23 protein-coding genes are annotated in these 24944 nt (G+C 64.2%); 22 read left to right on the top strand and 1 reads right to left on the bottom strand.

Annotated elements, in window-relative coordinates; all coding sequences use genetic code 11:
* The first annotated feature begins 69 nt into the window (after positions 1 to 69).
* The 22 genes from clpB to aceA all read left to right on the top strand — a co-directional run bounded on the left by clpB (position 70) and on the right by aceA (position 24034).
* Positions 70 to 2658 carry an ATP-dependent chaperone ClpB gene (clpB, locus tag BG83_RS0105940; RefSeq protein ID WP_024975864.1) on the top strand — a complete coding sequence of 863 codons (2589 nt, stop codon included), beginning with the start codon at positions 70 to 72 and terminating at the stop codon, positions 2656 to 2658.
* A 1294-nt stretch (positions 2659 to 3952) separates the two neighbouring features.
* The gene (locus tag BG83_RS0105935; protein ID WP_024975863.1) at positions 3953 to 4972 is read left to right on the top strand and encodes a sulfate ABC transporter substrate-binding protein; all 1020 of its coding nucleotides are present in this window, start codon (positions 3953 to 3955) and stop codon (positions 4970 to 4972) included.
* Between the two features lie 37 nt (positions 4973 to 5009).
* Positions 5010 to 5642 (top strand): NADPH-dependent FMN reductase, encoded by a 633-nt coding sequence (ssuE, locus tag BG83_RS0105930; RefSeq protein WP_024975862.1) that lies wholly within the window; start codon positions 5010 to 5012, stop codon positions 5640 to 5642.
* A gap of 115 nt (positions 5643 to 5757) precedes the next feature.
* Entirely contained in the window at positions 5758 to 6750 is a 993-nt protein-coding gene (locus tag BG83_RS0105925; RefSeq protein ID WP_024975861.1) for a sulfonate ABC transporter substrate-binding protein, read from the top strand.
* Between the two features lie 5 nt (positions 6751 to 6755).
* On the top strand, positions 6756 to 7787 hold the full coding sequence (locus tag BG83_RS0105920; RefSeq protein ID WP_024975860.1) for a sulfonate ABC transporter substrate-binding protein: 1032 nt from the start codon (positions 6756 to 6758) through the stop codon (positions 7785 to 7787).
* A 27-nt stretch (positions 7788 to 7814) separates the two neighbouring features.
* Entirely contained in the window at positions 7815 to 8978 is a 1164-nt protein-coding gene (gene ssuD / locus BG83_RS0105915; protein ID WP_024975859.1) for an FMNH2-dependent alkanesulfonate monooxygenase, read from the top strand.
* 15 nt (positions 8979 to 8993) lie between these two features.
* Entirely contained in the window at positions 8994 to 9800 is an 807-nt protein-coding gene (ssuC, locus tag BG83_RS0105910) for an aliphatic sulfonate ABC transporter permease SsuC (RefSeq protein WP_024975858.1), read from the top strand.
* 19 nt (positions 9801 to 9819) lie between these two features.
* Positions 9820 to 10659 (top strand): ATP-binding cassette domain-containing protein, encoded by an 840-nt coding sequence (locus BG83_RS0105905; RefSeq protein ID WP_024975857.1) that lies wholly within the window; start codon positions 9820 to 9822, stop codon positions 10657 to 10659.
* 70 nt (positions 10660 to 10729) lie between these two features.
* On the top strand, positions 10730 to 10945 hold the full coding sequence (locus BG83_RS0105900) for a TOBE domain-containing protein (protein WP_024975856.1): 216 nt from the start codon (positions 10730 to 10732) through the stop codon (positions 10943 to 10945).
* A 40-nt stretch (positions 10946 to 10985) separates the two neighbouring features.
* On the top strand, positions 10986 to 11864 hold the full coding sequence (locus tag BG83_RS0105895) for an EAL domain-containing protein (protein ID WP_024975855.1): 879 nt from the start codon (positions 10986 to 10988) through the stop codon (positions 11862 to 11864).
* 10 nt (positions 11865 to 11874) lie between these two features.
* Positions 11875 to 12549, top strand: coding sequence for an RBBP9/YdeN family alpha/beta hydrolase (locus tag BG83_RS0105890; RefSeq protein WP_024975854.1), 675 nt, complete (start codon positions 11875 to 11877; stop codon positions 12547 to 12549).
* 118 nt (positions 12550 to 12667) lie between these two features.
* Positions 12668 to 13582, top strand: coding sequence for a sulfate ABC transporter permease subunit CysT (gene cysT / locus BG83_RS0105885; RefSeq protein ID WP_024975853.1), 915 nt, complete (start codon positions 12668 to 12670; stop codon positions 13580 to 13582).
* A 1-nt stretch (position 13583) separates the two neighbouring features.
* Positions 13584 to 14564 (top strand): sulfate ABC transporter permease subunit CysW, encoded by a 981-nt coding sequence (cysW, locus tag BG83_RS0105880; RefSeq protein ID WP_024975852.1) that lies wholly within the window; start codon positions 13584 to 13586, stop codon positions 14562 to 14564.
* A complete protein-coding gene (locus BG83_RS0105875) occupies positions 14561 to 15670 on the top strand; it encodes a sulfate/molybdate ABC transporter ATP-binding protein (RefSeq protein ID WP_024975851.1) in 1110 nt (369 codons plus the stop codon). Before cysW ends, BG83_RS0105875 begins: the two co-directional genes overlap by 4 nt.
* Positions 15671 to 15711: 41 nt before the next feature.
* Positions 15712 to 16671 (top strand): CysB family HTH-type transcriptional regulator, encoded by a 960-nt coding sequence (locus BG83_RS0105870; protein ID WP_024975850.1) that lies wholly within the window; start codon positions 15712 to 15714, stop codon positions 16669 to 16671.
* 135 nt (positions 16672 to 16806) lie between these two features.
* Positions 16807 to 18081 carry a sensor histidine kinase gene (locus tag BG83_RS0105860; RefSeq protein ID WP_024975849.1) on the top strand — a complete coding sequence of 425 codons (1275 nt, stop codon included), beginning with the start codon at positions 16807 to 16809 and terminating at the stop codon, positions 18079 to 18081.
* A 3-nt stretch (positions 18082 to 18084) separates the two neighbouring features.
* The gene (locus BG83_RS0105855; protein WP_024975848.1) at positions 18085 to 18921 is read left to right on the top strand and encodes a LytR/AlgR family response regulator transcription factor; all 837 of its coding nucleotides are present in this window, start codon (positions 18085 to 18087) and stop codon (positions 18919 to 18921) included.
* A gap of 68 nt (positions 18922 to 18989) precedes the next feature.
* Positions 18990 to 20726 carry a thiamine pyrophosphate-binding protein gene (locus tag BG83_RS0105850; RefSeq protein WP_024975847.1) on the top strand — a complete coding sequence of 579 codons (1737 nt, stop codon included), beginning with the start codon at positions 18990 to 18992 and terminating at the stop codon, positions 20724 to 20726.
* A 53-nt stretch (positions 20727 to 20779) separates the two neighbouring features.
* Entirely contained in the window at positions 20780 to 21277 is a 498-nt protein-coding gene (rraA, locus tag BG83_RS0105845) for a ribonuclease E activity regulator RraA (RefSeq protein ID WP_024975846.1), read from the top strand.
* Entirely contained in the window at positions 21274 to 21693 is a 420-nt protein-coding gene (locus BG83_RS0105840; protein WP_024975845.1) for a gamma-glutamylcyclotransferase family protein, read from the top strand. Before rraA ends, BG83_RS0105840 begins: the two co-directional genes overlap by 4 nt.
* A gap of 380 nt (positions 21694 to 22073) precedes the next feature.
* Positions 22074 to 22337 carry a hypothetical protein gene (locus BG83_RS0105835; protein ID WP_024975844.1) on the top strand — a complete coding sequence of 88 codons (264 nt, stop codon included), beginning with the start codon at positions 22074 to 22076 and terminating at the stop codon, positions 22335 to 22337.
* A gap of 392 nt (positions 22338 to 22729) precedes the next feature.
* Positions 22730 to 24034, top strand: a complete 1305-nt coding sequence (aceA, locus tag BG83_RS0105830; RefSeq protein WP_024975843.1) for an isocitrate lyase — start codon at positions 22730 to 22732, stop codon at positions 24032 to 24034.
* 144 nt (positions 24035 to 24178) lie between these two features.
* On the opposite strand, the gene BG83_RS0105825 is transcribed toward aceA, so the two are convergent.
* Entirely contained in the window at positions 24179 to 24919 is a 741-nt protein-coding gene (locus tag BG83_RS0105825) for a GntR family transcriptional regulator (protein WP_235193162.1), read from the bottom strand.
* Positions 24920 to 24944 lie beyond the last annotated feature (25 nt).

The following is a 24944-nucleotide window of genomic DNA, read 5'->3' as shown; positions in this document are numbered from 1 at the left end:
CCTGCTTGAAAAGCCACCGAAGCTCCCTATCTTTCGGAGCAGTGAAACATTTTCCGCAAGGGGTTTTTAATGCGTTTGGACAAACTGACGACCCGCTTCCAGGAAGCGCTGGCCGACGCGCAGAGCCTGGCGCTGGGCAACGACAATCCGTACATCGAACCCGTCCACCTGTTACTGGCCATGCTGCGCCAGCCGGATGGCGCGACCAAGAACCTGCTCGCCCGCGCGGGCGTCAACACGGGCGCCCTCGACACGGCGCTGGACCGTGCCATCAAGCACCTGCCGCAGGTGCAGGGCGGTGAGCAGGTGCAGGTCGGCCGTGATCTGGGCAACCTGCTGCAGCAAACCGAGAAGGAAGGCATCAAGCGCGGCGACCAGTTCATCGCCAGCGAGCTATTCCTGCTGGCAGCTGCTGACGACAAGGGCGAGGCGGGGCGCATTGCGCGCGAACACGGCCTGTCGCGCAAGCCGCTCGAAGCCGCCATCGACGCCGTGCGCGGCGGCCAGACCGTCGGCAGCGCCGAAGCCGAGAGCCAGCGTGAAGCGCTCAAGAAGTACACCATCGACCTGACTGAGATGGCCCGGATCGGCAAGCTCGACCCCGTCATCGGCCGCGATGATGAAATCCGCCGCGCCATCCAGATCCTGCAGCGCCGCACCAAGAACAACCCGGTGCTGATCGGCGAGCCGGGCGTGGGCAAGACGGCCATCGTCGAAGGCCTGGCGCAGCGCATCATCAACGGCGAGGTGCCTGAAAGCCTGAAGAACAAGCGCGTGCTAGTGCTCGATATGGCGGGTTTGCTTGCCGGTGCCAAGTACCGTGGCGAGTTCGAGGAACGCCTGAAGACCGTGCTCAACGACATCGCGAAGGAAGAGGGCCAGACCATCCTCTTCATCGACGAGATCCACACCATGGTGGGCGCGGGGAAGGCCGAGGGCGCGATGGACGCCGGCAACATGCTCAAGCCGGCGCTTGCGCGCGGCGAGCTGCATTGCATCGGCGCGACCACGCTGGACGAATACCGCAAGTACATCGAGAAGGATGCCGCGCTGGAACGACGCTTCCAGAAGGTGCTCGTGGGCGAGCCGAGCGTGGAGGCGACCATCGCCATCCTGCGCGGCCTGCAGGAAAAATACGAACTGCACCACGGCGTGGAGATCACCGACCCGGCGATCGTGGCCGCGGCGGAACTCAGCCACCGCTATATCACCGACCGCTTCCTGCCGGACAAGGCCATCGACCTGATCGATGAAGCGGCGGCGCGCATCAAGATGGAAATCGACTCGAAGCCCGAGGCGATGGACAAGCTCGACCGCCGCCTGATCCAGCTCAAGATCGAGCGTGAGGCCGTCAAGAAGGAAACCGACGAAGCCTCGCAGAAGCGCCTGGAGCTGATCGAGCAGGAGATCGAACGCCTGCAGAAGGAATACGCCGATCTGGACGAGATCTGGAAGGCGGAGAAGGGCGCCGCGCAGGGTGCGGCGACGCTCAAGGAAGAGATCGAAAAGATCAAGCTTGAGATCGCCAAGCTGCAGCGAGAAGGCAAGCTCGACAAGGTGGCCGAGTTGCAATACGGCAAGCTGCCCGAACTGGAAGGCAAGCTCAAGGCCGCCACTGCCGCCGAGTCTGCCGGCCAGAAGCAGCCGAACAAGCTGCTGCGCACGCAGGTGGGTGCCGAAGAGATTGCCGAAGTTGTCAGCCGCGCTACGGGCATTCCCGTGGCGAAGATGATGACCGGCGAGCGCGAGAAGTTGCTCAAGATGGAAGACCGCCTGCACGAGCGCGTGGTCGGCCAGGACGAGGCCGTGCGTCTGGTGTCGGACGCCATCCGCCGCTCGCGCGCCGGCATCGCAGACGAGAACAAGCCCTACGGCTCGTTCCTGTTCCTGGGCCCGACGGGCGTCGGCAAGACCGAGCTGTGCAAGGCGCTGGCCGGCTTCCTGTTCGATTCGGAAGAGCACCTCATCCGCATCGACATGAGCGAGTTCATGGAGAAGCATTCCGTGAGCCGGCTGATCGGCGCGCCCCCGGGCTATGTCGGCTATGAGGAAGGCGGCTACCTGACCGAAGCCGTGCGCCGCAAGCCGTACAGCGTGGTGCTGCTCGATGAAGTGGAGAAGGCGCACCCGGACGTCTTCAACGTGCTGTTGCAGGTGCTGGATGACGGTCGCCTGACCGACGGCCAGGGCCGCACGGTGGACTTCAAGAACACGGTGATCGTGATGACGTCGAACCTCGGCTCGCAGCTCATCCAGCAGATGGTGACCGAACCGGCGGATGTGATCAAGGGTGCGGTGTGGCAGGAAGTGAAAACGCATTTCCGGCCCGAGTTCCTGAACCGGATCGACGAGGTGGTGGTGTTCCACGCGCTGGACCAACGCAACATCGAATCGATCGCGCGTATCCAGCTCAAGCGCCTCTCGGCACGTCTGGCGCAGATGGACTTGGCGCTGGAGATCAGCGACGAGGCGGTGGCCAAGCTGGCATCGGCGGGTTACGACCCGGTGTTTGGGGCACGGCCGTTGAAGCGGGCCATCCAGCAGCAGCTTGAGAATCCGGTGGCACGGATGATTCTGGAGGGCAAGTTTGCCCCGAAGGATGTGGTGCCGGTGGATTACCGGGATGGGCAGTTCTCGTTTGATCGGGTTGTGCACTGAGGCTACGTTAGCGCTTCGAAAAGCCGCTCTGGGTTCGCCAGAGCGGTTTTTTTTGTTCTTTGTTTGTGGTGCATCCCTTGTTTCACCCCCTGCCGGGGGCGACTCACTTTCTTTGTCTTGCCAAAGAAAGTAAGCAAAGAAAGGCGCGCCCGAGATGGCGACTTCCCCTTGAATTTCTGTCGCAGAGAGGGGAAGGGAAAAACTCGCTGCGCTCAGACAGTTTCCCTTCCTTTTTCCTCTCTGCAACAGAAATTCAAGGCGCCATCTAGGGCAAGGTACGGCCACACCATCGAAGCACAACCGCAGTAGTGGGATGTGCGGCAAGACGCGAGGCAAAGCAGTAAGAACAGGTTGAGATAGCGAGCGAAGCGAAGCAGCACACCGCAAGAAACGAAACTCCGACAGGACACGCAAACCACCGGTTTGGTCGTTGACGTTCCTGCCCTTGATGGCGCCTTCAATTTTCGTAAGCGGGCGGAAAAAAGGCGGGGAACTGTTTGAGCGCAGCGAGTTTTCCCCGCCTCCGCCCGGTTACGAAAATTGAAGGAGTCTTTCGCCATCTCGGGCGCGCCTTTCTTTGCTTACTTTCTTTGGCAAGACAAAGAAAGTGAGTCGCCCCCGGCAGGGGATGAAACAAGGGATGCACCACCAACAAAAAAAAGACCGCCCCCAGGCAAGCAAGCCCCGCACGCCACCACAAAACCCGACCCCAAGGGCTCCAGGTAGCCCCCGACGCCGCGACTCCAAAACCCTCAAGCCCCACCCCAAAACCCTCAACCTCCACCCTCCAAGGTTCAACCTCCACCCTCCAAGGCTCGAACTTCACCCTCCAAGAGTCGAACTCCACCCTCCAAGACTCGAACGCCACCCCAAAACCCTCGCTCTCGCCCCTCCGACATTCGAATCGCCCGACAAAATCAGCCAGCCTCGACCCTCCAACACTCAAGCGTCACCCAAAAACCCTCAAGCTCCACGCTCCAACACCCAAGCTCCACCCAAAAACACTCGACCCAACGTCTCTCCAAGGCCCGGCCTCCACCCAAAACCCCCGGAGTCCCGCTGTCCGAGGCCTAAGCTCGGCTCTTTAACACCCAAAGCCGAGGGTTTGACCCTCAAGCGCCACGCTCGACCCCCCGCCTGAAGCCCTTTGCCCCGCATCCGCGCAGCCCCAATCCCCGCCTTTATGCAAAAACCGATGAACATTCCCTGAAACCATTCGTTCCCCGTACAAGACACGCTCGGTAGTCTTGCTCCTATTCCAAATCCATCAGAGATCAGAAACGGAGCCTGCAAGATGATTCGCAAGTTTGTTTTCAACACGCTGGTACGTGCTACGGCGGCTGCCATCGTGGCGGGGGGAACCGTGGGTGCGCATGCGGCAACGACGCTGCTGAATGTGTCGTACGACCCGACGCGCGAGCTGTACAAGGAAATCAACGCCGAATTCGCCAAGAAGTGGAAGGCTGAAACGGGTGAGGACATCACCCTGCGCGCTTCGCATGGCGGTTCGGGCAAGCAGGCGCGGTCCGTGATCGACGGGCTGGATGCCGATGTGGTGACGCTGGCGCTGGGCTACGACATCGACGCGATCGCCGAGAAAGGCCTAACGGCTAAGGACTGGCAGAAGCGCCTGCCGCACAACGCCTCGCCGTACACCTCGACCATCGTCTTCCTGGTGCGCAAGGGCAACCCGAAGGGCATCAAGGATTGGAGCGACCTGGTCAAGCCGGGCATTGCCGTCATCACGCCCAACCCGAAGACCTCCGGTGGCGCACGCTGGAACTACCTTGCCGCCTGGGCCTATGCGCTCAAGCAGCCGGGCGGCTCGGATGCGACGGCCAAGGGCTTCGTGCAGAAGCTCTACAAGAACGTGCCGGTGCTCGATTCGGGCGCGCGCGGTGCGACCACCACCTTTACCGAGCGTGGTATCGGCGATGTGCTGATCGCGTGGGAAGACGAGGCGTTGCTGGCCTCGCGCGTGGAGGGCAAGGACAAGTTCGACGTGGTGGTGCCGTCCATCTCCATCCTGGCCGAACCGCCGGTGGCGGTGGTGGACAAGGTGGCCGACAAGAAGGGCACGCGCAAGGCTGCGGAGGCGTATCTCAAGTTCCTGTACTCGCCGCAAGGGCAGGAGATTGGCGCAAAGAACTTCTATCGCCCGACCGACCCGGCAGTGGCCAGGAAGCACGAGAGCGAATTCCCGAAGGTGAAGCTGGTGACGATCGACGACACGTTCGGCGGCTGGCAGAAGGCGCAGAAGACGCACTTTGCCGACGGTGGTCAGTTTGACCAGCTCTATCAACCGGGCAAGTAAGACCCAAGCGACGCAACAACATCGAGTGATCCGCATCATGCAAATCCTGACCATTTCCGGCAGCCCTTCAGCGCAATCGCGGTCTGCGCGCTTGCTGGGCCACGTGCGCGCGCAACTCGAACGCGCCGGCGAGCGGGCGGATCACCTGGATCTGCGCAGCCTCCCAGCTGACGCCTTGCTCGGCGCGCAGGTCTCCGACCAGGCCATCGCCGATGCGGTGGCGCGGGTGGAAGCGGCCGAGGTGGTGATCCTCGCTACGCCGGTCTACAAGGCGGCCTACAGCGGCTTGCTGAAGACGTTTCTCGATCTGCTGCCGCAGAGCGGACTGCGCGACAAGGTCGTGCTGCCGATTGCCACCGGCGGCAGCCTCGCCCACACGCTTGCGATCGACTACGCGCTGCGCCCGGTGCTGACGGCATTGGCTGCGCGCTCGATCCTGCCGGGCATCTTTGCGGTCGACTCGCAGATCGTCGTGGCCGATGACGGCGTCACGGTCGACCCATCCCTCCAACAGCGCCTGGACGACGGCGTGGAGCGCGTGCATCAGGCGCTTGCGCTGGCACGGCATCCGACCGTGGCGCAGGTGATTGTCTCCAGCCGCAGCGCCGCACGTGCCGCCGCACTGATCCACGCCCAGGCCGACACTGGGCGAATGCGATGTCTGGCGTGATGCGCTGAACGCGTCGCCTTACACACGCAGCCAACTTTTTCCCGTTGTTGTCACGCCGCGCAGCCTCTGCGCGCGGATCGTGCCGCCCATACACACCGCATCCACCAATTTCGCCATGAACACCCACTCGCCTCTGCGCAGGACTTTGACCATCGCCGCCACGCTGCTTGCCACGCTCGGCGCCCCTGCCGCATTCGCCAACAGCGATGCACCGCCCCCGACCGCCGCCAAACAACTGCGCATCGGCTATCAGAAATACGGCACGCTGACCGTGCTCAAGGCACGCGGCACGTTGGAAAAGCGCCTTGCCGCACAAGGCATCGAAGTGAAGTGGACGGAGTTTCCCGCCGGCCCGCAGTTGCTGGAAGGCCTGAATGTGGGTGCCATCGATTTCGGCACCACGGGTGAAGCGCCGACGATCTTCGCGCTGGCTGCCGGGGCCCATCTCGTCTACGTCGGCAACCAGCCGCCCGCGCCGGCCGGCGAGGCGATCATCGTGCCGAAGAATTCGCCGCTCAAGAGCGTGGCCGATCTCAAAGGCAAGCGCGTCGCCTTCAACAAGGGCTCGAACGTGCATTACCTGCTGGTGAAGCTGCTGGAAAAGGCCAATGTGCCTTACAGCGATATCCAGCCCGTGTACCTGACACCCGCCGATGCGCGTGCCGCCTTCGAGCGCGGCGCCATCGACGCGTGGGTGATCTGGGACCCGTTCTTTGCCGCGGCCGAACAGCAACTGGGCGCGCGCGTGCTGGCCGATGGCACGGGCGTGGTCAACAACTCGCAGTATTTCCTGGCATCGAAAGGCTATGCGGGTGCCCGGCCCGATGTGCTGAACATCGTGCTCGATGAACTGAAGAAGACCGACACCTGGGCGGCTGCAAACGCGGCGGACGTGGCGACCATCCTGGGCCCGCAACTGGGGCTGGAGCCTGCCGTGGTGGCGCGTTCGGTGTCGCGCATTGCGTACGGCATCCAGCCCGTGGGCGCCGAGGCGTTGGCTGACCAGCAGCGCATTGCCGATACGTTCCACGCGCTCAAGCTGATTCCGCGCCCCGTCAAGGTGGCTGATTCTGCGTGGCGGCCCACCACGCAGCAAGCCGCGCGCTGATTGCCATGAGCATCGATATCCAACGCCGCCGTCTGTTGAGCGCTTCCGTGGCGGGCGCATCGCTGGCCACCTTCGGCCCGGTCGCGCACGCCGCCAATGCCGCCGCTGCCGCAACTGCGCAGGCGGGCCTACCCAAGGTGACGCCGCCCGCGCAACTGCGCATCGGTTTCCAGAAGAGCGCGGTCAACCTCGTCATCGTGAAAGTGAGCCGGGCGCTGGAGCAGCGCTTTCCGGGCACCAAGATCACCTGGCTGGAGTTTCCCGCCGGGCCGCAGCAGCTTGAAGCGCTGTCCGCGGGCAGCCTCGATCTCGCCATCACGGGCGATACGCCGCCGGTGTTCGCGCAGGCGGCGGGCAAGGACCTGCGCTACGTGGGCGTGGAGCCGCCCAAGCCGGATAGCTCGGCCATCCTCGTGCAGCAGGATTCGACGCTCAAGACGCTGGCCGATCTGAAGGGCAAGCGCGTGGCCCTGCAGAAGGGTTCGAGCGCGCATTTCCTGATCGTGCAGGGCTTGCAGAAGGGCGGGCTGAGCTTTACCGACATCCAGCCCGTGTATCTCACGCCGGCCGATGCGCGTGCCGCCTTCGAACGCGGCAGCGTCGACGCCTGGGGCATCTGGGATCCGTACTACGCCGCCACGGAACTCGCCATCAAGCCGCGCGTGCTGGCCACCGGGCGCACGCTGTCGTCGAACAACTCGTTCTACTTCGCGCCGACGGCTTTTACCGAGAAGCATGGCGACACCATCGCGGCGATCTTCGCGGAGCTGTCGCGTGCCGACCGGCTCGTTCAGGAGAACCGCAAGGAAGCTGCGCAGCGCATTGCCGATTTTTCCGGCCTGTCGCTGGCGACGGTGCACCTGTTCCTGTCACGACGGCCGCCTTCACCCGTGAGGCCCGTCACGCCCGAAGCGGTGGCCGAGCAGCAGCGTGTGGCCGATGCCTTTCATGGGCTGGGGCTGATTCCACGCCAGGTCAAGCCGATCGAGCTGGTCTGGCATCCGACGCCCGCACAACTGGCGATTGCCCAACGCTGAATACGATTCACGATTCGAGGAGTTGTCATGCAAGTTTTCTGGTTCATCCCGACGCACGGCGACAGCCGCTATCTCGGCACCGCCGAGGGCGCCCGCCAGGTCGATCACACCTATCTGCAGCAGGTGGCCGTGGCCGCCGATACGCTCGGCTACGAGGGCGTGCTGATTCCCACCGGCCGTTCGTGCGAAGACCCGTGGATCGTGGCCGCGAGCCTGATTCCGGTGACGAAGCGTCTGCGTTTTCTGGTCGCGGTACGCCCGGGGCTGATGGCGCCGACGCTGGCTGCGCGCATGGCTGCCACGTACGACCGTCTGTCGAATGGCCGCTTGCTGGTCAACCTTGTCACGGGTGGTGACCCTGCAGAATTGGCCGGCGATGGCCTGTTCCTGGACCACGCGCAGCGTTATGAAGCGTCGGAAGAGTTCATCCGCATCTGGCGCGAAACACTGGCGGCAAGCCATGAAGGCGCTGCGGTGGATTACACCGGCAAGCACCTCAGCGTGAAGGGCGCAAAGGTGCTGTATCCGCCGGTGCAGCGGCCGCATCCGCCGGTGTATTTCGGCGGGTCGTCGGAAGCGGCGCATGAGCTGGCAGCGGAACAGGTCGACACGTATCTCACCTGGGGCGAACCGCCTGCCGCCGTGGCGGAGAAGCTGGCCGACGTGCGGGCGCGTGCTGCCAAGCATGGCCGCACCGTGCGCTTCGGTATCCGTCTGCACGTGATCGTGCGCGAGACGGAAGACGAGGCCTGGGCTGCCGCCGACAAGCTCATCAGCAAGCTCGACGACGACACCGTTGCGCGTGCGCAGGCGGCTTTCCGCAAGATGGATTCGGCCGGCCAGCAACGCATGGCTGCGCTGCATGCCGGCGGCGTCAAACGCACGCGCGCCGATCTGGAGATCAGCCCGAACCTGTGGGCGGGTGTGGGGCTGGTACGCGGCGGTGCCGGCACGGCGCTCGTGGGCGATCCGCAAACCGTGGCGGCACGCATGCAGGAATACGCCGAGCTGGGCATCGATACGTTCGTGCTGTCCGGTTATCCGCATCTGGAAGAGGCCTACCGCTTTGCCGAACTGGTGTTCCCGCTGCTGCCGCGCTCGGTGCGCGACAAGCTGCCCGGCAACGTGCTCAACGGGCCGTTTGGCGAGGTGATCGCCACCGGCATCGTGCCCCGCGTGTCGGCAAGCTGAGCCGGGGGCACGGTAATGGCATCCGCATCGAAATCGAAGGCAAACACCTTCCTGCGTACCGCCCGGCAACGACTGGCGCCGTGGATCGTGCCGCTTGTGCTGTTGGTGCTGTGGCAGGCCTCTGCGCAGTGGGGCTGGCTGTCGAACCGCATCCTGCCGGCGCCGCTGGACGTGGCGAAATCCGCTGTTGCGTTGGCGCGTTCAGGCGAGCTGTGGACGCACGTGGCGGTCAGCACATGGCGCGCGCTGTTGGGTTTTGCCATCGGCGGTTCGTTGGGGCTGGCGCTGGGGCTGCTGACCGGCACCTTCCGCACGGCCGAGACGCTGCTCGACACCACGCTGCAGATGGTGCGCAACATCCCTGTGCTGGCGCTGATTCCGCTCGTGATCCTGTGGTTCGGCATCGATGAGTCGGCCAAATTGTTCCTCGTGTCGCTGGGCGTGTTCTTCCCGATCTACCTGAACACGTATCACGGCATTCGCTCGGTCGATCCGGCCCTGGTGGAAATGGCACGCAGCTACGGCCTGTCGCGTGCGCAGTTGTATCGCGAGGTGATCCTGCCCGGTGCGTTGCCGCAGATCCTGGTGGGCGTGCGTTTCTCGCTCGGCCTGATGTGGGTGACGCTGATCGTGGCGGAGACGGTTTCTGCGCAGGCGGGCATCGGCTACATGACGATGAATGCGCGCGAGTTCCTGCAGACCGACGTCGTGTTGCTCGGCATCCTGCTGTATGCGTTGCTTGGCAAGCTGGCGGATTGGTTGTCGCGCGGGCTGGAACGTTACTGGTTGCGCTGGCACCCCGGTTATCAAGCAGCGGCCTGAGGCTGAATTGGAGAGACGCATGCAAAGCAACGCCACTGAACATGCCGCGCTGGCCGGCACCGCCTTGCACATCGAACACGTCGTCAAGCGTTACGGCGATCGTGAAGTGCTGCACGGCATCGATCTGGACATCACGCCGGGCGAGTTTGTCGTTATCGTCGGGCGCAGCGGCTGCGGCAAGAGCACGCTGCTGCGGCTGATTGCCGGGCTGGAAGGCATTGACGATGGCCATCTGCGCCGCGACGGCGCAGCCGAAGACGGCCTGCACGACGATGCCCGTGTGATGTTCCAGGACGCACGCCTGCTGCCCTGGAAGAAGGTGCTCGACAACGTTGCACTCGGGCTGCCGAAAGCGCAGCGCGCTCAAGCCGCTGAAGTGCTCGCACAAGTGGGGCTGGCCGAGCGGGCAGGGGAATGGCCGGCACGCCTGTCGGGCGGGCAGCGCCAGCGTGTGGCGTTGGCGCGCGCGCTCGTGCATCGACCGCGCCTGCTGCTGCTGGACGAACCGCTGGGTGCGCTGGACGCGCTCACCCGCATCGACATGCAGAACCTCATCGAAGGCCTGTGGCAACGCCTTGGCTTTACCGCCGTGCTCGTCACGCACGATGTGGCCGAAGCGGTAGCGCTGGCCGACCGCGTGGTGCTGATCGAAGACGGCCGCATTGCGCTGGATGAACGCATTGATCTGCCGCGTCCGCGCCATCGTGGTTCGCCCGCGTTTGCGCGGCTGGAAGAAGCCATCCTGAACCGCGTGATGCAGCGCAAGATCGATCCGAACGAAGTGACCGATGTGCGTTCGCACACGGCGTGGGCATCACCCTTTGACGTGTCCGCCACTGCTGTGCGCTGGGCCGTGTAAGCCGGCGAAACCCGTTCTCCTGAAAACATTCATTGGCACGTAGTGCCGTTGTCATCTAAGAAGGAACATCATGAGCATCCAAGCGATTAACGTACGCAACCAGTTTCGCGGGCAGATCAAAGAGATCATCCGGGGCGACGTGCTCTCGGAGATCGACGTGGAGACCCCGGCCGGCATCGTCACCTCGGTCATCACCACGCGCTCGGTCGACAACCTCGGCCTCAAGATCGGTAGCGAAGTGGTTGCGCTGGTGAAGGCGACTGAAGTGTCGATCGCCAAGTTGTGACGGGGGAGGAGGAGGCGACTTTTTTCAGGAGCCCATCCCGATGAGTCTGATGCACACCACCGCAGTCGCACAATTTCTCGGTACGCTGCCGAGCGCCCCGACGCCGGACCGCCAGTTGTGGCGCGACGCTGCCGGCCGCGTGCAGGGCCAGTTCTTCCATTGCGCGCTCACCAGCCTGTTTGAACCGGTCTGGCAGCTTGCCGCCGATGGCGCGCTCGCACCCGCCGGCCACGAAGCGCTGATGCGCACCTGGACACGCGACGGCGATCTCGGCCTGAACCCGTGGAAGGTGTTTTCGCTGGCGTCGGACGACGGCACGCTGGTCGAGCTGGATCGCCTGTGCCGGCTCGTGCATACGCTCAACTACTTCTCCCGCACCGACGCGCAGCGGCTTGTTGTGAACGTGCACGGCCGGTTGCTCGCGGCGGTGGCTGCGGACCACGGCAAGGCGTTCCATCGCGCGGTGACGGCGCTCGGGCTGCATCCCGATCAGTTCGTCATCCAGGTGCCGTCCACGGCCAATGACGATCTGGGACTGCTGCTGTTCGTGGTGGACAACTACCGGCGCAACGGCTTTGCTGTGGCGGTGCAGGCATCGGACCCGGCAGAAGCGGGCGCGCTGCTCGTGCATGCCAAGCCCGCCTATCTGAAGCTCGATGCCCGGCGTGAATGGCGCACGCGGCACGTGGTGTCGCTGGCCGATTCCGCACGTGAGCTGGGCGTGACGCTGGCATTGCGCCGTTGCGAACGCCCGAGCGATCTGGAACTGGCACGGGCCGCCGGTATCGCCTATGTGCAGGGCAGCATCCTGCCCGCAGCCGAGCCCGAGCCGGACGCTGTACCTACGCCGCTGGTGATACCGATGGCGCAGGCGCCGCTGGTGCAGCAGCAGTGCGCCGGCATTTCTCTCACGCAATGAGCACGACCCCATGGCACGCAGCGCACCCGTAATCGCATCGGACGCACCAGCCTGGCAGTGGCCGGCAGACGCCGTCATCCTGACCGTTCCTGGTTTGCATGGCAGCGGCCCCGGCCACTGGCAGACGCGTTGGGAGCATCGGTTTCCAAACTGGCGCCGCGTGGAGCAGGCCGACTGGTCAACGCCCGACCTGCCGCGCTGGTCTGCCCAGGTGGGCGAAGCAGTGCACGCGGCGCTGGCCGAGCGCCCGCCAACGCGCACGCGGCGCCCCGTGATCTTGGTGGCGCATAGCTTCGGCTGCCTGGCGGCGCTGCACTGGACGGTTCAGACAAAGGAAGCGGTGGCTGCGGTGCTGCTGGTCGCGCCGGCTGATCCGGACAAATTCGGTGTGCGCGATCTGCTTCCGGACCACGCTTTGCCGTTTCCCGTCACGCTCATTGCCAGCCGCAACGACCCGTGGATGCCGCAAGGCAGCGCCATCGACTGGGGCGCGCGCTGGGGCGCCGAGTTCATTGACGCTGGCGAGGCTGGTCATATCAACGCTGACTCCAACCTCGGCGACTGGGACGCTGGCTTGACGGTGCTCGATCGCCTGATCGGCCGTGCAAGTGCACAAGACACCACTCGCGATGGCGCCGACTGGCAAGCCCAGTGGGATGTCTTACCGAGCACTCCTTATATCTAAAACGATGATGCACATGCGCAAATATTCGTTTTCGTCATAAGAACAGTTCGCCACAATCGGTTCATCTGCATATCGGCCGCAGTGTTTTTGCCCTGCGGCCCTTTTTATCGGTGCGCTGATGAGCCTGTCTTCTGCGTTTTCTTTGTCCCGGCGGCGTAAGCCTGCCAATGTGCTGCCCGGTTTCGGGCTGGCGCTGGGCTTTTCGCTGCTGTACCTCGCGCTGATCGTCCTGATTCCGCTGTCGGCGACCGTCCTCAAGACGTTCACCATGACGTGGGATGCATTCTGGACCACCGTCACCGCGCCGCGCGTGGTGGCGTCGTACAAGCTGACCTTTGGCGCATCGCTGATCGCGGCAGTGATCAACCTCGTGTTCGGGCTGATCGTGGCATGGGTACTGGTGCGCTATCGCTTTCCGGGCAAGCGGCTGATCGATGCGCTGGTGGATCTGCCGTTTGCGCTGCCGACTGCGGTGGCCGGTATCGCGCTCACCGCGTTGTACGCGCCGAACGGCTGGATCGGCTCGCGACTGGAGCCGCTGGGGCTGAAGGTCGCGTTCACGCCGCTGGGCATCGTGGTGGCGCTCACGTTCATTGGGCTGCCGTTTGTCGTGCGCACGGTACAGCCGGTGCTCGAAGATCTAGAGGCCGAGTTGGAAGAGGCGGCAGCCAGCCTTGGCGCCACGCGCTGGCAGACCTTCATTCGCGTCGTCCTGCCGACCTTGCTGCCTGCTTTGCTGACGGGTTTTGCGCTGGCCTTTGCGCGTGCCACGGGCGAGTACGGCTCGGTCATCTTCATCGCCGGCAACATGCCAATGGTCTCCGAGATCACGCCGCTGATGATCTATTCCAAGCTGGAGCAGTTCGATTACGCGGGCGCCACGGCCATTGCCGTCGTCATGCTCGGTCTCTCGTTCACGCTGCTGCTGGTGATCAACCTGCTGCAGGCCTGGACGCGCCGACGCGGCAATCGCAACGACGCCATCGAGCGCGCACCCGAACCCTTGACCGCCAATGCGGCAGCAGGAGCCTGACATGGCCGGTACTGTTTCCCGTCATCTTGGTCACGCGCAGGCTGTTGGCCGCCGTGGCGCCACCGCAGAATCGGCCTGGGTGCGGACCACGCTGATCCTCGTATCGTTCGTGTTCCTGGCGCTGTTCCTGTTCGTGCCGCTGGCGAGCGTGTTTGTTGAAGCGTTCAAGAAGGGCATCGTCGTGTATCTCGAAGCGCTGGTCGAGCCGGATGCGCTCTCGGCCATCGGGCTCACGCTCACGATTGCGGCGATTGCCGTGCCGCTGAACGTGGTGTTTGGCGTGGCGGCGGCGTGGGCGATTGCCAAGTTCGAATTTCGCGGCAAGAACCTGCTGCTGACGCTGATCGACTTGCCGTTCTCGGTGTCGCCCGTCATTGCCGGGCTGATCTACGTGCTGCTGTTTGGCGCGCAGGGCTGGTTCGGGCCATATCTGTCCGACCACGATTTCAAGGTCATCTTTGCTGTGCCGGGCATTGTGCTGGCCACCGTGTTTGTCACGTTCCCGTTTGTGGCGCGCGAGCTGATTCCGCTCATGCAGGCGCAGGGCAGCGAAGAGGAAGAGGCCGCCATCGTGCTCGGCGCTTCGGGCTGGCAGACGTTCTGGCGCGTGACGCTGCCGAACATCAAGTGGGGCCTGCTGTACGGCGTCATCCTGTGCAACGCGCGGGCGATGGGCGAGTTCGGCGCGGTGTCGGTGGTGTCGGGCCACATTCGCGGGCTGACCAACACGATGCCGCTGCATGTGGAGATTCTCTACAACGAATACAACTTTGCGGCCGCGTTTGCCGTGGCTTCGCTGCTGACATTGCTGGCGCTTGTGACGCTGGCACTGAAGACGCTGGTCGAATGGCGCAGCCGCCGCGAGCTGGCCGATGCAGATGCCGGCGTGGGTGAAGGCCCGGGGGCACGCGTTGCACCGTCCTCATCGATTTCGAATTCGCACGTCTCCGTGCAATCTCCGCTGGAGGTGAACGCAGCATGAGCATCCAGGTTCAACACATCACCAAGCGCTTCGGCAATTTTGTTGCCCTCAACGATGTCTCGCTCGATTTCAAGCAAGGCGAGCTGACCGCGCTGCTGGGCCCGTCGGGCTGCGGAAAGACCACGCTGCTGCGCATCATCGCGGGGCTGGAGCATGCGGATTCGGGCAGCATTCATCTGAACGGTGAAGACGCATCGGACCAGCATGTGCGCGAGCGCCAGGTTGGTTTCGTGTTTCAGCACTACGCGCTGTTCAAGCACATGACGGTGTTCGAAAACGTGGCGTTCGGCTTGCGCGTGAAACCGCGTGCGCAGCGGCCGAGTGAAGCGCAGATCCGCGCGAAGGTGAAAGAGTTGCTGGAGCTTGTGCAGCTTGACTGGCTGGCTGATCGCTACCCGCCGCAACTGTCGGGCGGGCAGCGCCAGCGCATTGCCCTGGCGCGCGCGCTGGCGGTGGAGCCGCGCGTATTGCTGCTCGATGAGCCGTTCGGCGCGCTCGATGCCAAGGTGCGCAAGGAGCTGCGCCGCTGGCTGCGCCGCCTGCACGACGATCTGCACGTCACCAGCTTGTTCGTCACGCACGATCAGGAAGAAGCGCTGGAAGTGGCCGACAACGTGGTGCTGATGAACCGCGGCGAGGTAGAGCAGGTCGGCAGCCCCGATGCGGTCTACAACACGCCGGCCACGCCGTTCGTCTACGGGTTCCTCGGCAACGTCAATCTCTTCCATGGTCGCCTGGAAGAAGGCGAGGGCGGAAGCGTGCTGCACGTGGGTGATTCAGCCATTGCCGTGCCGTCGGGTGGTGTCGATTCTTCGCGTGCCGATCAGGCGGTGGCCTTCGTGCGCCCGCATGAAATCGATCTGGAGCGCTACGCGCCGGGTGCCGAGGGCATTCCCGTCATGCTGCGCCGCGCGCTCACGCTGGGCGCCATTGCCCAGCTTGAGCTGGAACGCGAAGACACCGACGACATCATCGAAGTCTCCCTGCCCATCGAGCGCTTCCGCGCCGAGGGCTTCCGTGAAGGCGAAACGCTGGTGGTGCGCCCGCGCGCCATTCGCGTGTTTGCCCAAGGTGCACGGCCGGCCGCCGCGCAGCCGACCGCATAACGCGCCGCTCCGACGACAACCAATACGAGAGGACACGAGCCATGAACTTCCAGCAACTGCGTTCCATCCGCGAGGCGGTGCGCCGCCAGTTCAACCTGACCGAAGTTGCCAACGCGCTGTACACGTCGCAGCCCGGCGTGTCGCGGCAGATCCGCGAGCTGGAGGATGAGCTGGGCGTGGAGATTTTCGAGCGCTACGGCAAGCGGCTGACGGGCCTGACCGAGCCGGGCCGCGAGATCGTGCGCATTGTCGAACGCCTGCTGCTCGAAGCCGAAAACCTGCGCCAAGCCGGCGAGGAATTCTCCGGCCGACAATCCGGCCGCCTTACCGTGGCGACCACGCATACGCAGGCCCGCTATGCACTGCCGAAGGTGGTGCAGTCGTTCCGCAAGGAATATCCGCACGTCACGCTGGCGCTGCAGGAGGCATCGCCCTCGCACATCGTCGAACTGCTGCTGACGGGCCAGGCCGATATCGGCATCGCTACCGAGGCGGTGGCCAACGAGCCGGGCCTGACGTCGTTCGAGGCGTACCGCTGGCGTCACGTGCTGGTGGTCAGCCCCGACCATCCGCTGACGAAGAACCCGCTCCCTACGCTCGAAGACGTGGCGCAATACCCGCTCATCACTTACGACGCGGGTTTTACGGGCCGCCGCAACATCGACGCGGCATTTGCCGGCGCCGGACTGCACCCGGAGATTGTGCTGACCGCCATGGACGCGGACGTGATCAAGACCTATGTGGCGCTGGACGTGGGCGTGGGCATCATCGCCTCGATGGCCTACGACGGACGCAAGGACGACAACCTCGTCTGCATTGGCGCAGATCACCTGTTCGAGCCGAATACCACGCGCGTGGCGGTGCGCCGTGGCGCATATCTGCGTGGCTACGCGCATGACTTCATCGGGATGTTTGCGCCGCACCTCTCCCGTGACACGGTGGCGGAGGCCGTGGCTTCCACGGTGTTGTCGCAGTCCGCACGGGAGGCGCTGGCGGCTTAACGGTTGCGTGGGCGGCGCCGGTGGCGCGCCGTTCATCCGCTCAATGCCGCCATTCGTCGCATGCCTGTGGCGCCCGCCCGGGCGCCATTCCTATACTGCGGACATCCTCGGCACCACGCCGGCCGACCCGCGCTGATGCGGGAAACCCCACGCTTCAACGCCGGAGAACCGTCCGGTAAGATCGCCCGCATGTTTGCCAATGTGTCCTTCCCTTCGCTTGCCGATTGCGTTCACCTTGCCCGGCGCTGGGTGATCCGCTACGCGGTCATCATCGTCATCAATACGCTGATTGCGGCCGTGCTTGCGTTCGGCATCCGGCCAGAAGAGACCTTCTGGAAAGACTTCGTTTTCAGCCAGGCGATCGGGTTGTCGATGTTCTCGCTGATCGGCATACCGCGCCATGTGCTCTGGGGTGACGGCCCGCCCAACAAGAAGGTGTTTCCGTGGGTCATCGTGGGCGCGGTGCTGATCGGTGTGCCGTTCGGCCAGTGGATCGCGCGGACGATCCTCTGTCTGAACAATCCGCACCCTGAACCCTGGCGCGCCGACAGCCTGCGCATGAGTTTCATCATCGCCATGCTGGCTGCGCTTGGCGCAACGTATTACTACTGGTCGCGCGGCAAGCTGGCCGCATTGCAGCGCCAGGCTGCGCTCGATGCGCTGGAGCGTGAAGAGGCCGAGAAGCAGGTCGTGCGCGCGCAACTGATGGCGCTGCAGGCCCAGATTGAGCCGCACTTCCTGTTCAACTCGCTCGCCCACGTGGATGTGCTGATCGCAAGGGACCCGGCCGCCGCGCGGCGTTTGCTGCAGCATTTGATCGGCTTTTTGCGCAGCTCGCTCTCGCACGCACGCGCCGAGCAGTGCACGCTGGCGCAAGAGTTTGCGCTGCTGCGCGCGTATCTCGACATCCAGGCGTTGCGCTTTGGCAATCGCCTGCGTTTCTCCTTGGCGCTGGACGATGCCATCGCCAACATCGTCATCCCGCCGATGCTGATTCAGCCGCTGGTGGAAAACGCCGTGGTGCACGGCATCGAGCCCGCGCGCGAGGGCGGGGAGATCGCCCTGTCTGCTCGCCTGGCTGCCGGCAGCGAGGGCGAGCGGCTCGTGCTGGAAGTGCGCGACACGGGTGTCGGTTTCGGCAACGACGGCGCCACGGGCTCCGGGCTGGGGCTCACGCACGTGCGTGAACGCTTGTCGCGTCTGTTTGATGGCGACGCACGCCTGACGATTACGGAGACCGCGCCGCACGGCGTGACGATCATCGTCGAATTGCCGCTGGCGCACGAAGCAGCGCCTGCACCGTCTCAAGCCGACGCGCCGGAATGGCGCTGCCGCTTTTCTCGCTCAACCTCCCGCTCAACCGCCAACGCCACCGGCGCGCTCTCATCGCGCGCATCCGCCGGAACCTGATCGATGCCTGCTTCCCCACGCGTGCTCATTGCCGACGACGAACCGGCACTGGCTGAAAACCTCGTCGCCGAACTGGCGGCGCTATGGCCCGAGGCCGCGTTGCTGCCGGCCGTGCACGACGGCCAATCCGTGCTCGACGTGATTGACGATGCCGTTGACGGGCAGGACCCCGATGTGGTCTTTCTCGATATCCGCATGCCGGGTTTGTCGGGCATTGATGTGGCGCGCGAGCTATCGCAGCGGGAAGTCCGTCCGCTGGTGGCGTTCGTTACCGCATATGACCAGTTCGCGCTCGACGCCTTCGAGCAAGCCGCGGTCGACTATGTGCTCAAGCCCGTGCAGACCGAGCGCCTGGCCGAGACCGTCAAGCGGCTGAAGGACCGCCTCGGCACGCGCCTGAGCGCCAACGCCAACGCGCCTGCCGTGACCGATCCCGCGCAGACGCTGGCGGAACTTGTCGAGCGCCTTGCCGGCCTGCAGGGCGCCGCGCAAACGCGTGCCACGCCGCAGGGCGGCTATCTGCGCTTCATCAAGGCGCTGGTCGGGCAGGAAGTGCGCTTCATCCCCGTGGATGACGTGATCTATCTGGAAGCGACCGACAAGTACGTCAACGTGGTGGCGGGCAGCGGCGAATCGCTCATTCGCACCAGCCTGCGTGACCTCCTGACCCAGCTCGACCCGGAGCACTTCTGGCAGGTGCACCGCGGTACGGTGGTCAACGTGGCGCATGTATCGAGCGCCGTGCATCTGTCGCTGGGCCGCCTGGGGCTGAAGATACGCGGGCGCACCGAGACGCTGCCGGTTGCGCGGCAATACGCGCATTTGTTCCGGCAGATGTAGCCGCCGCAGCGGCGTGTTCCGCTATGATCCCTTGTGTCGTCAACGGATCGAGAGCGAGACTACCCGCCATGGAGACACCAGTCGCACGCCACGCCAGCAACGTTGCCGAGCCACGCCACGGCGGCCAGATTCTTGTTGATGCACTGCTGGCCCATGGCGTCGACATGGCCTTTGGCGTGCCCGGCGAGAGCTATCTCTCGGTGCTCGAAGGCTTCTACCAGCGCCGCGACCGCGCGCGCTTCATCGTTTGCCGGCAAGAGGGCGGCGCCGCCAACATGGCGGATGCCTACGGCAAGCTCACTGGGCGGCCTGGCATCGTCTTCTGCACACGCGGGCCGGGCGCCACCAACGCCAGCATTGGCGTACACACCGCGTTTCAGGACTCCACGCCGCTGATCCTGTTCATCGGGCAGGTCGGCCGTGACTTCGCCGACCGCGAAGCGTTTCAGGAAATCGACTACCGCCGCATGTTCGGCCAGATGGCCAAGTGGGTCGCGCAGATCGATAGCGTCGAGCGCATCCCTGAATACATCGCACGCGCGTTCCAGACCGCCACCGCAGGCCGCCCCGGCCCGGTGGTGCTGGCGCTGCCGGAAGACATGCTGACCGAGGTTGCCGCCGTGGCCGATGTGCCGCCCGAGGTGGCAACGAAAGCGCGCGCGATGGCGTGGCCCAGCCCGCACGACCTGGCCCGCCTGAAGACGCTGTTGCAGAACGCCGAGCGCCCGATGCTGCTGCTGGGCGGTTCGGGCTGGACGCCGCAAGCCGCCGCCCGCATGCAGGCCTTTGCCGAGCGGTGGAATCTGCCCGCAGGCTGCGTGTTCCGCCGGCAAGACCTGTTCGACAACCGCCACCCGAATTACGCCGGCGATGTCGGCATCGCCATCAACCCGAAGCTTGCCGCGCGCGTCAAAGATGCCGACTTGGTGCTCGCCATCGGCACACGCCTGGGCGAGATGACGACCTCGGGCTACACGCTCTTCGATGTGCCCCGCCCAAAGCAGACGCTCGTCCACGTGCATGCCGGAGCGGAAGAGTTGGGACGCGTCTACCAGGCGGATCTGATGATTCACGCGTCGATGCCCGCGATTGCCGAAGCGCTGGATGGTGTAACGCCCGACTCGCCCGACACCCCGCCGCGTTGGTCTGCCTGGACAGAAGCGGCCAACGCCGATTACCTCGCCAACATCGTGCCGCCGCCGTTTGGAGGCAAGGGCATCGACATGGCCCGCGCGATGCGATGGCTGCGCGAGCGGCTGCCGCAAAACAGCATCCTGACCAACGGCGCGGGCAACTACGCCACGTGGCTGCATCGGTTCTATCAATACGGCGCGCTGGCGGCAGGCTCGCGCACGCAATTGGCGCCGACCAGCGGGGCGATGGGCTATGGCGCGCCCGCCGCGGTGGCGGCCAAAATCGTCTGCCCCGACACGCCCGTCATCTGCATGGCCGGCGACGGTTGCTTCCTGATGAACGGCCAGGAGCTGGCGACCGCCATGCAGTACAACGCGCCGGTCATCTTTATCGTGATCAACAACGGCATGTACGGCACCATCCGCATGCACCAGGAACGCGAGTACCCCGAGCATGTGAGCGGCACGGAGCTGCGCAACCCCGACTTCGCCGCATTGGCCAGAGTCTACGGCGCCGAAGGGCACACGGTGCGCTCGCTCGAAGGCTTCCAGTCGGCTGTGGAGTCGGCGCTTGTTGCAAGCGTTGCCTCCGTCATCGAGGTGCAGACCGATCCGAACATCATCAGCCCACGCGCGACGATCGATTCGTTGCGTGCACAGTCGCGCAGTTGAATCCGCTTTCGCTTTTCGTTTTTGTTTTTGCTAACGCCAAACCATCCATTGCCATGACGATGATTCCCGTGACTGATTTGTGCGACATGCACGAAGACAAGCTGGTGTACGGCAGCCTGCGTGTGCTCACGCCGGTATTTCGCAGCTTTGGCAAGCGCGCTGCGTTTGCCGGCCCGGCTTCCACGCTCAAGGTCTTTGAAGACAACGGCCTGGTACGCGCCGCGCTGGAAGAGCAGGGGGCAGGCCGCGTGCTGGTGATCGACGGCGGCGGCTCGCTGCGCTGCGCGCTGGTGGGCGGCAACCTAGGCAAGCTGGCGGAAGAGAACGGTTGGGAAGGGATTTTGCTCAACGGCTGCGTACGGGATACGCGCGAGCTGGCCGAATGCAACGTCGGCATCCACGCATTGGCGGTGCATCCGCGCAAGAGCATCAAGAAGAACGCCGGGCAGCGCGAAGTGGGTGTGCAGATGCCGGGTGCTTACATCCAGTCCGGCGAATGGATCTATGCCGATGAAGACGGTGTGCTGGTTTCGCTGGACATGCTCGAATGACCCGCGCCAATGCCATCCATGTGTTCGTCTACGGCACGCTGCGCGCCGGTGAGGCGAATGATTTGCGGGTTGCCGCAGCCAAACGCGGCATTCCCGAACCGGAGTTGCTCGGTACCGCCACGTTGCACGGCCGCCTGTACGACTTTGGTGCGTACCCCGGCCTCGTGCTGGACCCGACCGGCACCGCCGTGCGTGGCGATGTGTACCAAATCGACGCGGCGCTTGTTCCCGTGCTGGACGAGATCGAAGAGGTCTACCCCGGCGGCGATGCGCTGTTCCTGCGCGAGAGCCACGCCGTCATGCTGGGCAGCGAACCGGTCGACTGCATTGTCTATCCGGTCAGCCCGCAGCACATTGCCGGGCGGCCCGTCATCACAGGTGGAGATTGGGTGGCGCATCGCTTGTCTCGAGGCTGATTCCGATTTGGAGGGGGAGGGGCGCACGATATAATTCGCGCGCTGTTCTCTGAACAGCCGGGTGTAGCAGCCCGCCACAAGCTTTTTTCCCACGGCCCGGACGGCCGCCTCAGCGCGGCATTTTTTCGTCTGGAGCCTGCGCACGCCTATTGTCTTTATGGCGGGCCGGGTAGGGAGACCGCAAGGTCTGCCGGCCCCGTGGGAGTCGGTCTGCTACCCCTACTGTCGGGCCCGCCACCCCTCGCGTAGCAGCGAATTGGTTGGGCCTCCTTTTGATCCCACGGAGGCTCCATGTTGATGGTCTCAAGCGGGCATCGCCCCGCGTCTTACCCTTCGCCACCGCCCTGCATCTCCTGGCATCCGTCTTACGGAGGTGCACGTTGAGCGCGCTACGCCACTACCAATCGGGCGCCCTCGCAGCCAAGGATTTTCTCTGTCGTACGCACATCGACGCACGTGCCGGCCGGCCGTTTGTCGCCATGCGGCTGCGCTCGAAGATCGACGGCATCACGCACGCGCTGCCGCGCGAGTTTCGAGCCGGTTTCATCGATGCGATCTATCTGTTCATAGCCGCAGCCCTCCAGGGCAAGGCCCCGGATCTCCTGCAGTGGGATGTCTTGGCGGAAGTAGAACGCACGTCCTGAGTTTCCACCCGATCACCATCCTGAACGCCGCATCTGCGGCGTTTTTTGTGGCCCTGCGATGTGACGACAGATATCCACGATTTTTCACAATGCGGAAAGGGGTTTTGGTCCGCAAAAATTCTGCATCGCACAGCACCATCACCTTCTTTCATGATAGAAAAAATCTTTCCGCATCATGAAACGGAGGCGCTAAGTCTTTGAAAAATATGATGTAAAAACTTCAATTCCTGCGCATGTTCTCCTTGTTGCGCTGCACCGGCCATTTCTACACTCTTATATAAGACATATGACATGAGCCACCCAGCAGCGCCCCAAGAAGGTGCCAGCGGCTCAAGGTGCAGAGTGAATTACCCGGTTTTTATTTGATGGATGCGATCAAACAGGAGAGTGCGATGTCACGCGAACTCGAAGTGCAAAAGTTGCAGAAGGAATGGGATACCAACCCGCGTTGGAAGGGCATCAAGCGTGGTTACACCGCTGAAGACGTCGTGCGCCTGCGCGGTTCGCTGCAGATCGAACACACGCTGGCCAAGCGTGGTGCCGAAAAGCTGTGGGACTTGATCAATAACGAGCCCTTCGTCAACGCGCTCGGCGCACTGACGGGCAACCAGGCCATGCAACAGGTCAAGGCCGGCCTGAAGGCGATCTATCTGTCGGGCTGGCAGGTCGCGGGCGATGCCAACAGCAACGGCGAGATGTATCCGGACCAATCGCTGTACTCGGTGGATTCGGTGCCCAAGGTGGTGAAGAAGATCAACAACACGTTCCAGCGCGCTGACCAGATTCAATGGTCCGAAGGCAAGGACGACATCGACTTCTTCGCCCCCATCGTGGCAGATGCTGAAGCCGGTTTTGGCGGCGTGCTGAACGCATTCGAACTGATGAAGGCCATGATCGAGGCCGGTGCCGCAGGCGTGCACTTTGAAGACCAGCTGGCCGCCGTGAAGAAGTGCGGCCACATGGGCGGCAAGGTTCTGGTGCCGACCCGTGAAGCCGTGAGCAAGCTCGTGGCCGCGCGTCTGGCTGCCGACGTGATGGGCGTGCCGACCGTGCTGATCGCCCGCACCGACGCAGAAGCCGCCGACCTGCTGACCACCGATGTGGACGAGAACGACAAGCCTTTCTGCACCGGCGAGCGCACCGTCGAAGGCTTCTACCGCACCAAGCCGGGCCTGCAGCAGGCCATCTCGCGCGGCCTGGCCTACGCAGAGGTGGCCGACCTCGTGTGGTGCGAAACCGGCAAGCCGGATCTGGAATACGCCAAGAAGTTTGCCGAAGCCATCCACGCCAAGTTCCCGGGCAAGATGCTGGCCTACAACTGCTCGCCGTCGTTCAACTGGAAGAAGAACCTGGACGACGTCACCATCGCCCGCTTCCAGAAGGAACTCGGCGCCATGGGCTACAAGTTCCAGTTCATCACGCTGGCCGGCTTCCATGCCCTGAACTACTCGATGTTCAACCTGGCCTACGGCTATGCCCGCAACCAGATGAGCGCATTCGTCGAGCTGCAGGAAGCCGAGTTCAAAGCAGCGGAAAAGGGGTTCACCGCTGTGAAGCACCAGCGCGAAGTCGGCACGGGTTACTTCGATGCCGTGACGCAGACCATCGAACGCGAGGCATCGACCACGGCGCTGAAGGGCTCGACGGAAGACGAACAATTCTTCGAAGAAACGGCGCAAGCCAAGAAGGTTGCCTGAGGTTGCCGACGCATCCGGCATCCAGGTACCTGCGCCGGCCGTGCTGACCACACGCCGGCCTCTCGAACCGCGCCTCTGCAACGGCGCGGTTTTTTTTTCGTCTGGGCGATTGCGGCTTGGCGCGGCGTGTTGCGGGGTGGCTGATCAGGCGCGCCTGAAGATCGATTCGAGATCCAGCGCCGATGTGGGCGTCGCGTGCAGGTCGAGCGAGTGCTCGATGTGCTCCAGATGCTCGCGCATCAGGTCGTGCGCACGCGCGGCATCGCCAGTGGCAATCGCTTCGGTCAGGGTGTCGTGCTCGTGCTCGGGGCAGGCGGGCAGGCCCGGGCGGTCATAGAGCGTGATGATCAGGCACGTGCGCGAGACGGCTTCGCGCGTGAGCCGTTCCAGCACGTGGTTGCCGGCCATCTCGGCAATCAGGACGTGATATTCGCCCGACAGACGGATGGTGGCCGCTCGGTCGCCGCGTTCGCGTGCCGCGTGTTCTGCTGCGATGTGTTCGCGCAGGCGTTTGGCCTTGGCGGGCGTGCATGCGCTTGCCAGCATGCCGGCCAGTTCGGGTTCGATGATGCGGCGGGTCTGGAAAACGTCGCGCGCCTCTTTCACGGAAGGCTGCGCGACGAAAGCGCCCTTGTTGGGCACGAGGGTCACCAGATGTTCATGCGCCAACCGAGCCAGCACCTGGCGGATGCGCGGCCGGCCCGCGCCGGTGGCTTCACACAGCCGCTCTTCGACCAGCTTGGTGCCAGCCGGCAGTCGGTGCTCCATGATGGCCGTCAGCAGGCCCTGGTAGATCGGTTCGGCAGCCGGTTGGCCGTCGGCAGGTTCCCGTGCGGGTGCGGGCATGGCAGGTGGCAGTGCAGAAGAAGAAGCGGAGTGGTGCATGGTAGCAAATGCGCCACTCCGCTTT

Origin of the sequence: Ralstonia pickettii, from assembly GCF_000607165.1 — a bacterium.
GTDB lineage: Bacteria > Pseudomonadota > Gammaproteobacteria > Burkholderiales > Burkholderiaceae > Ralstonia > Ralstonia holmesii.
This window is presented reverse-complemented; position numbering and strand designations above follow the sequence as displayed.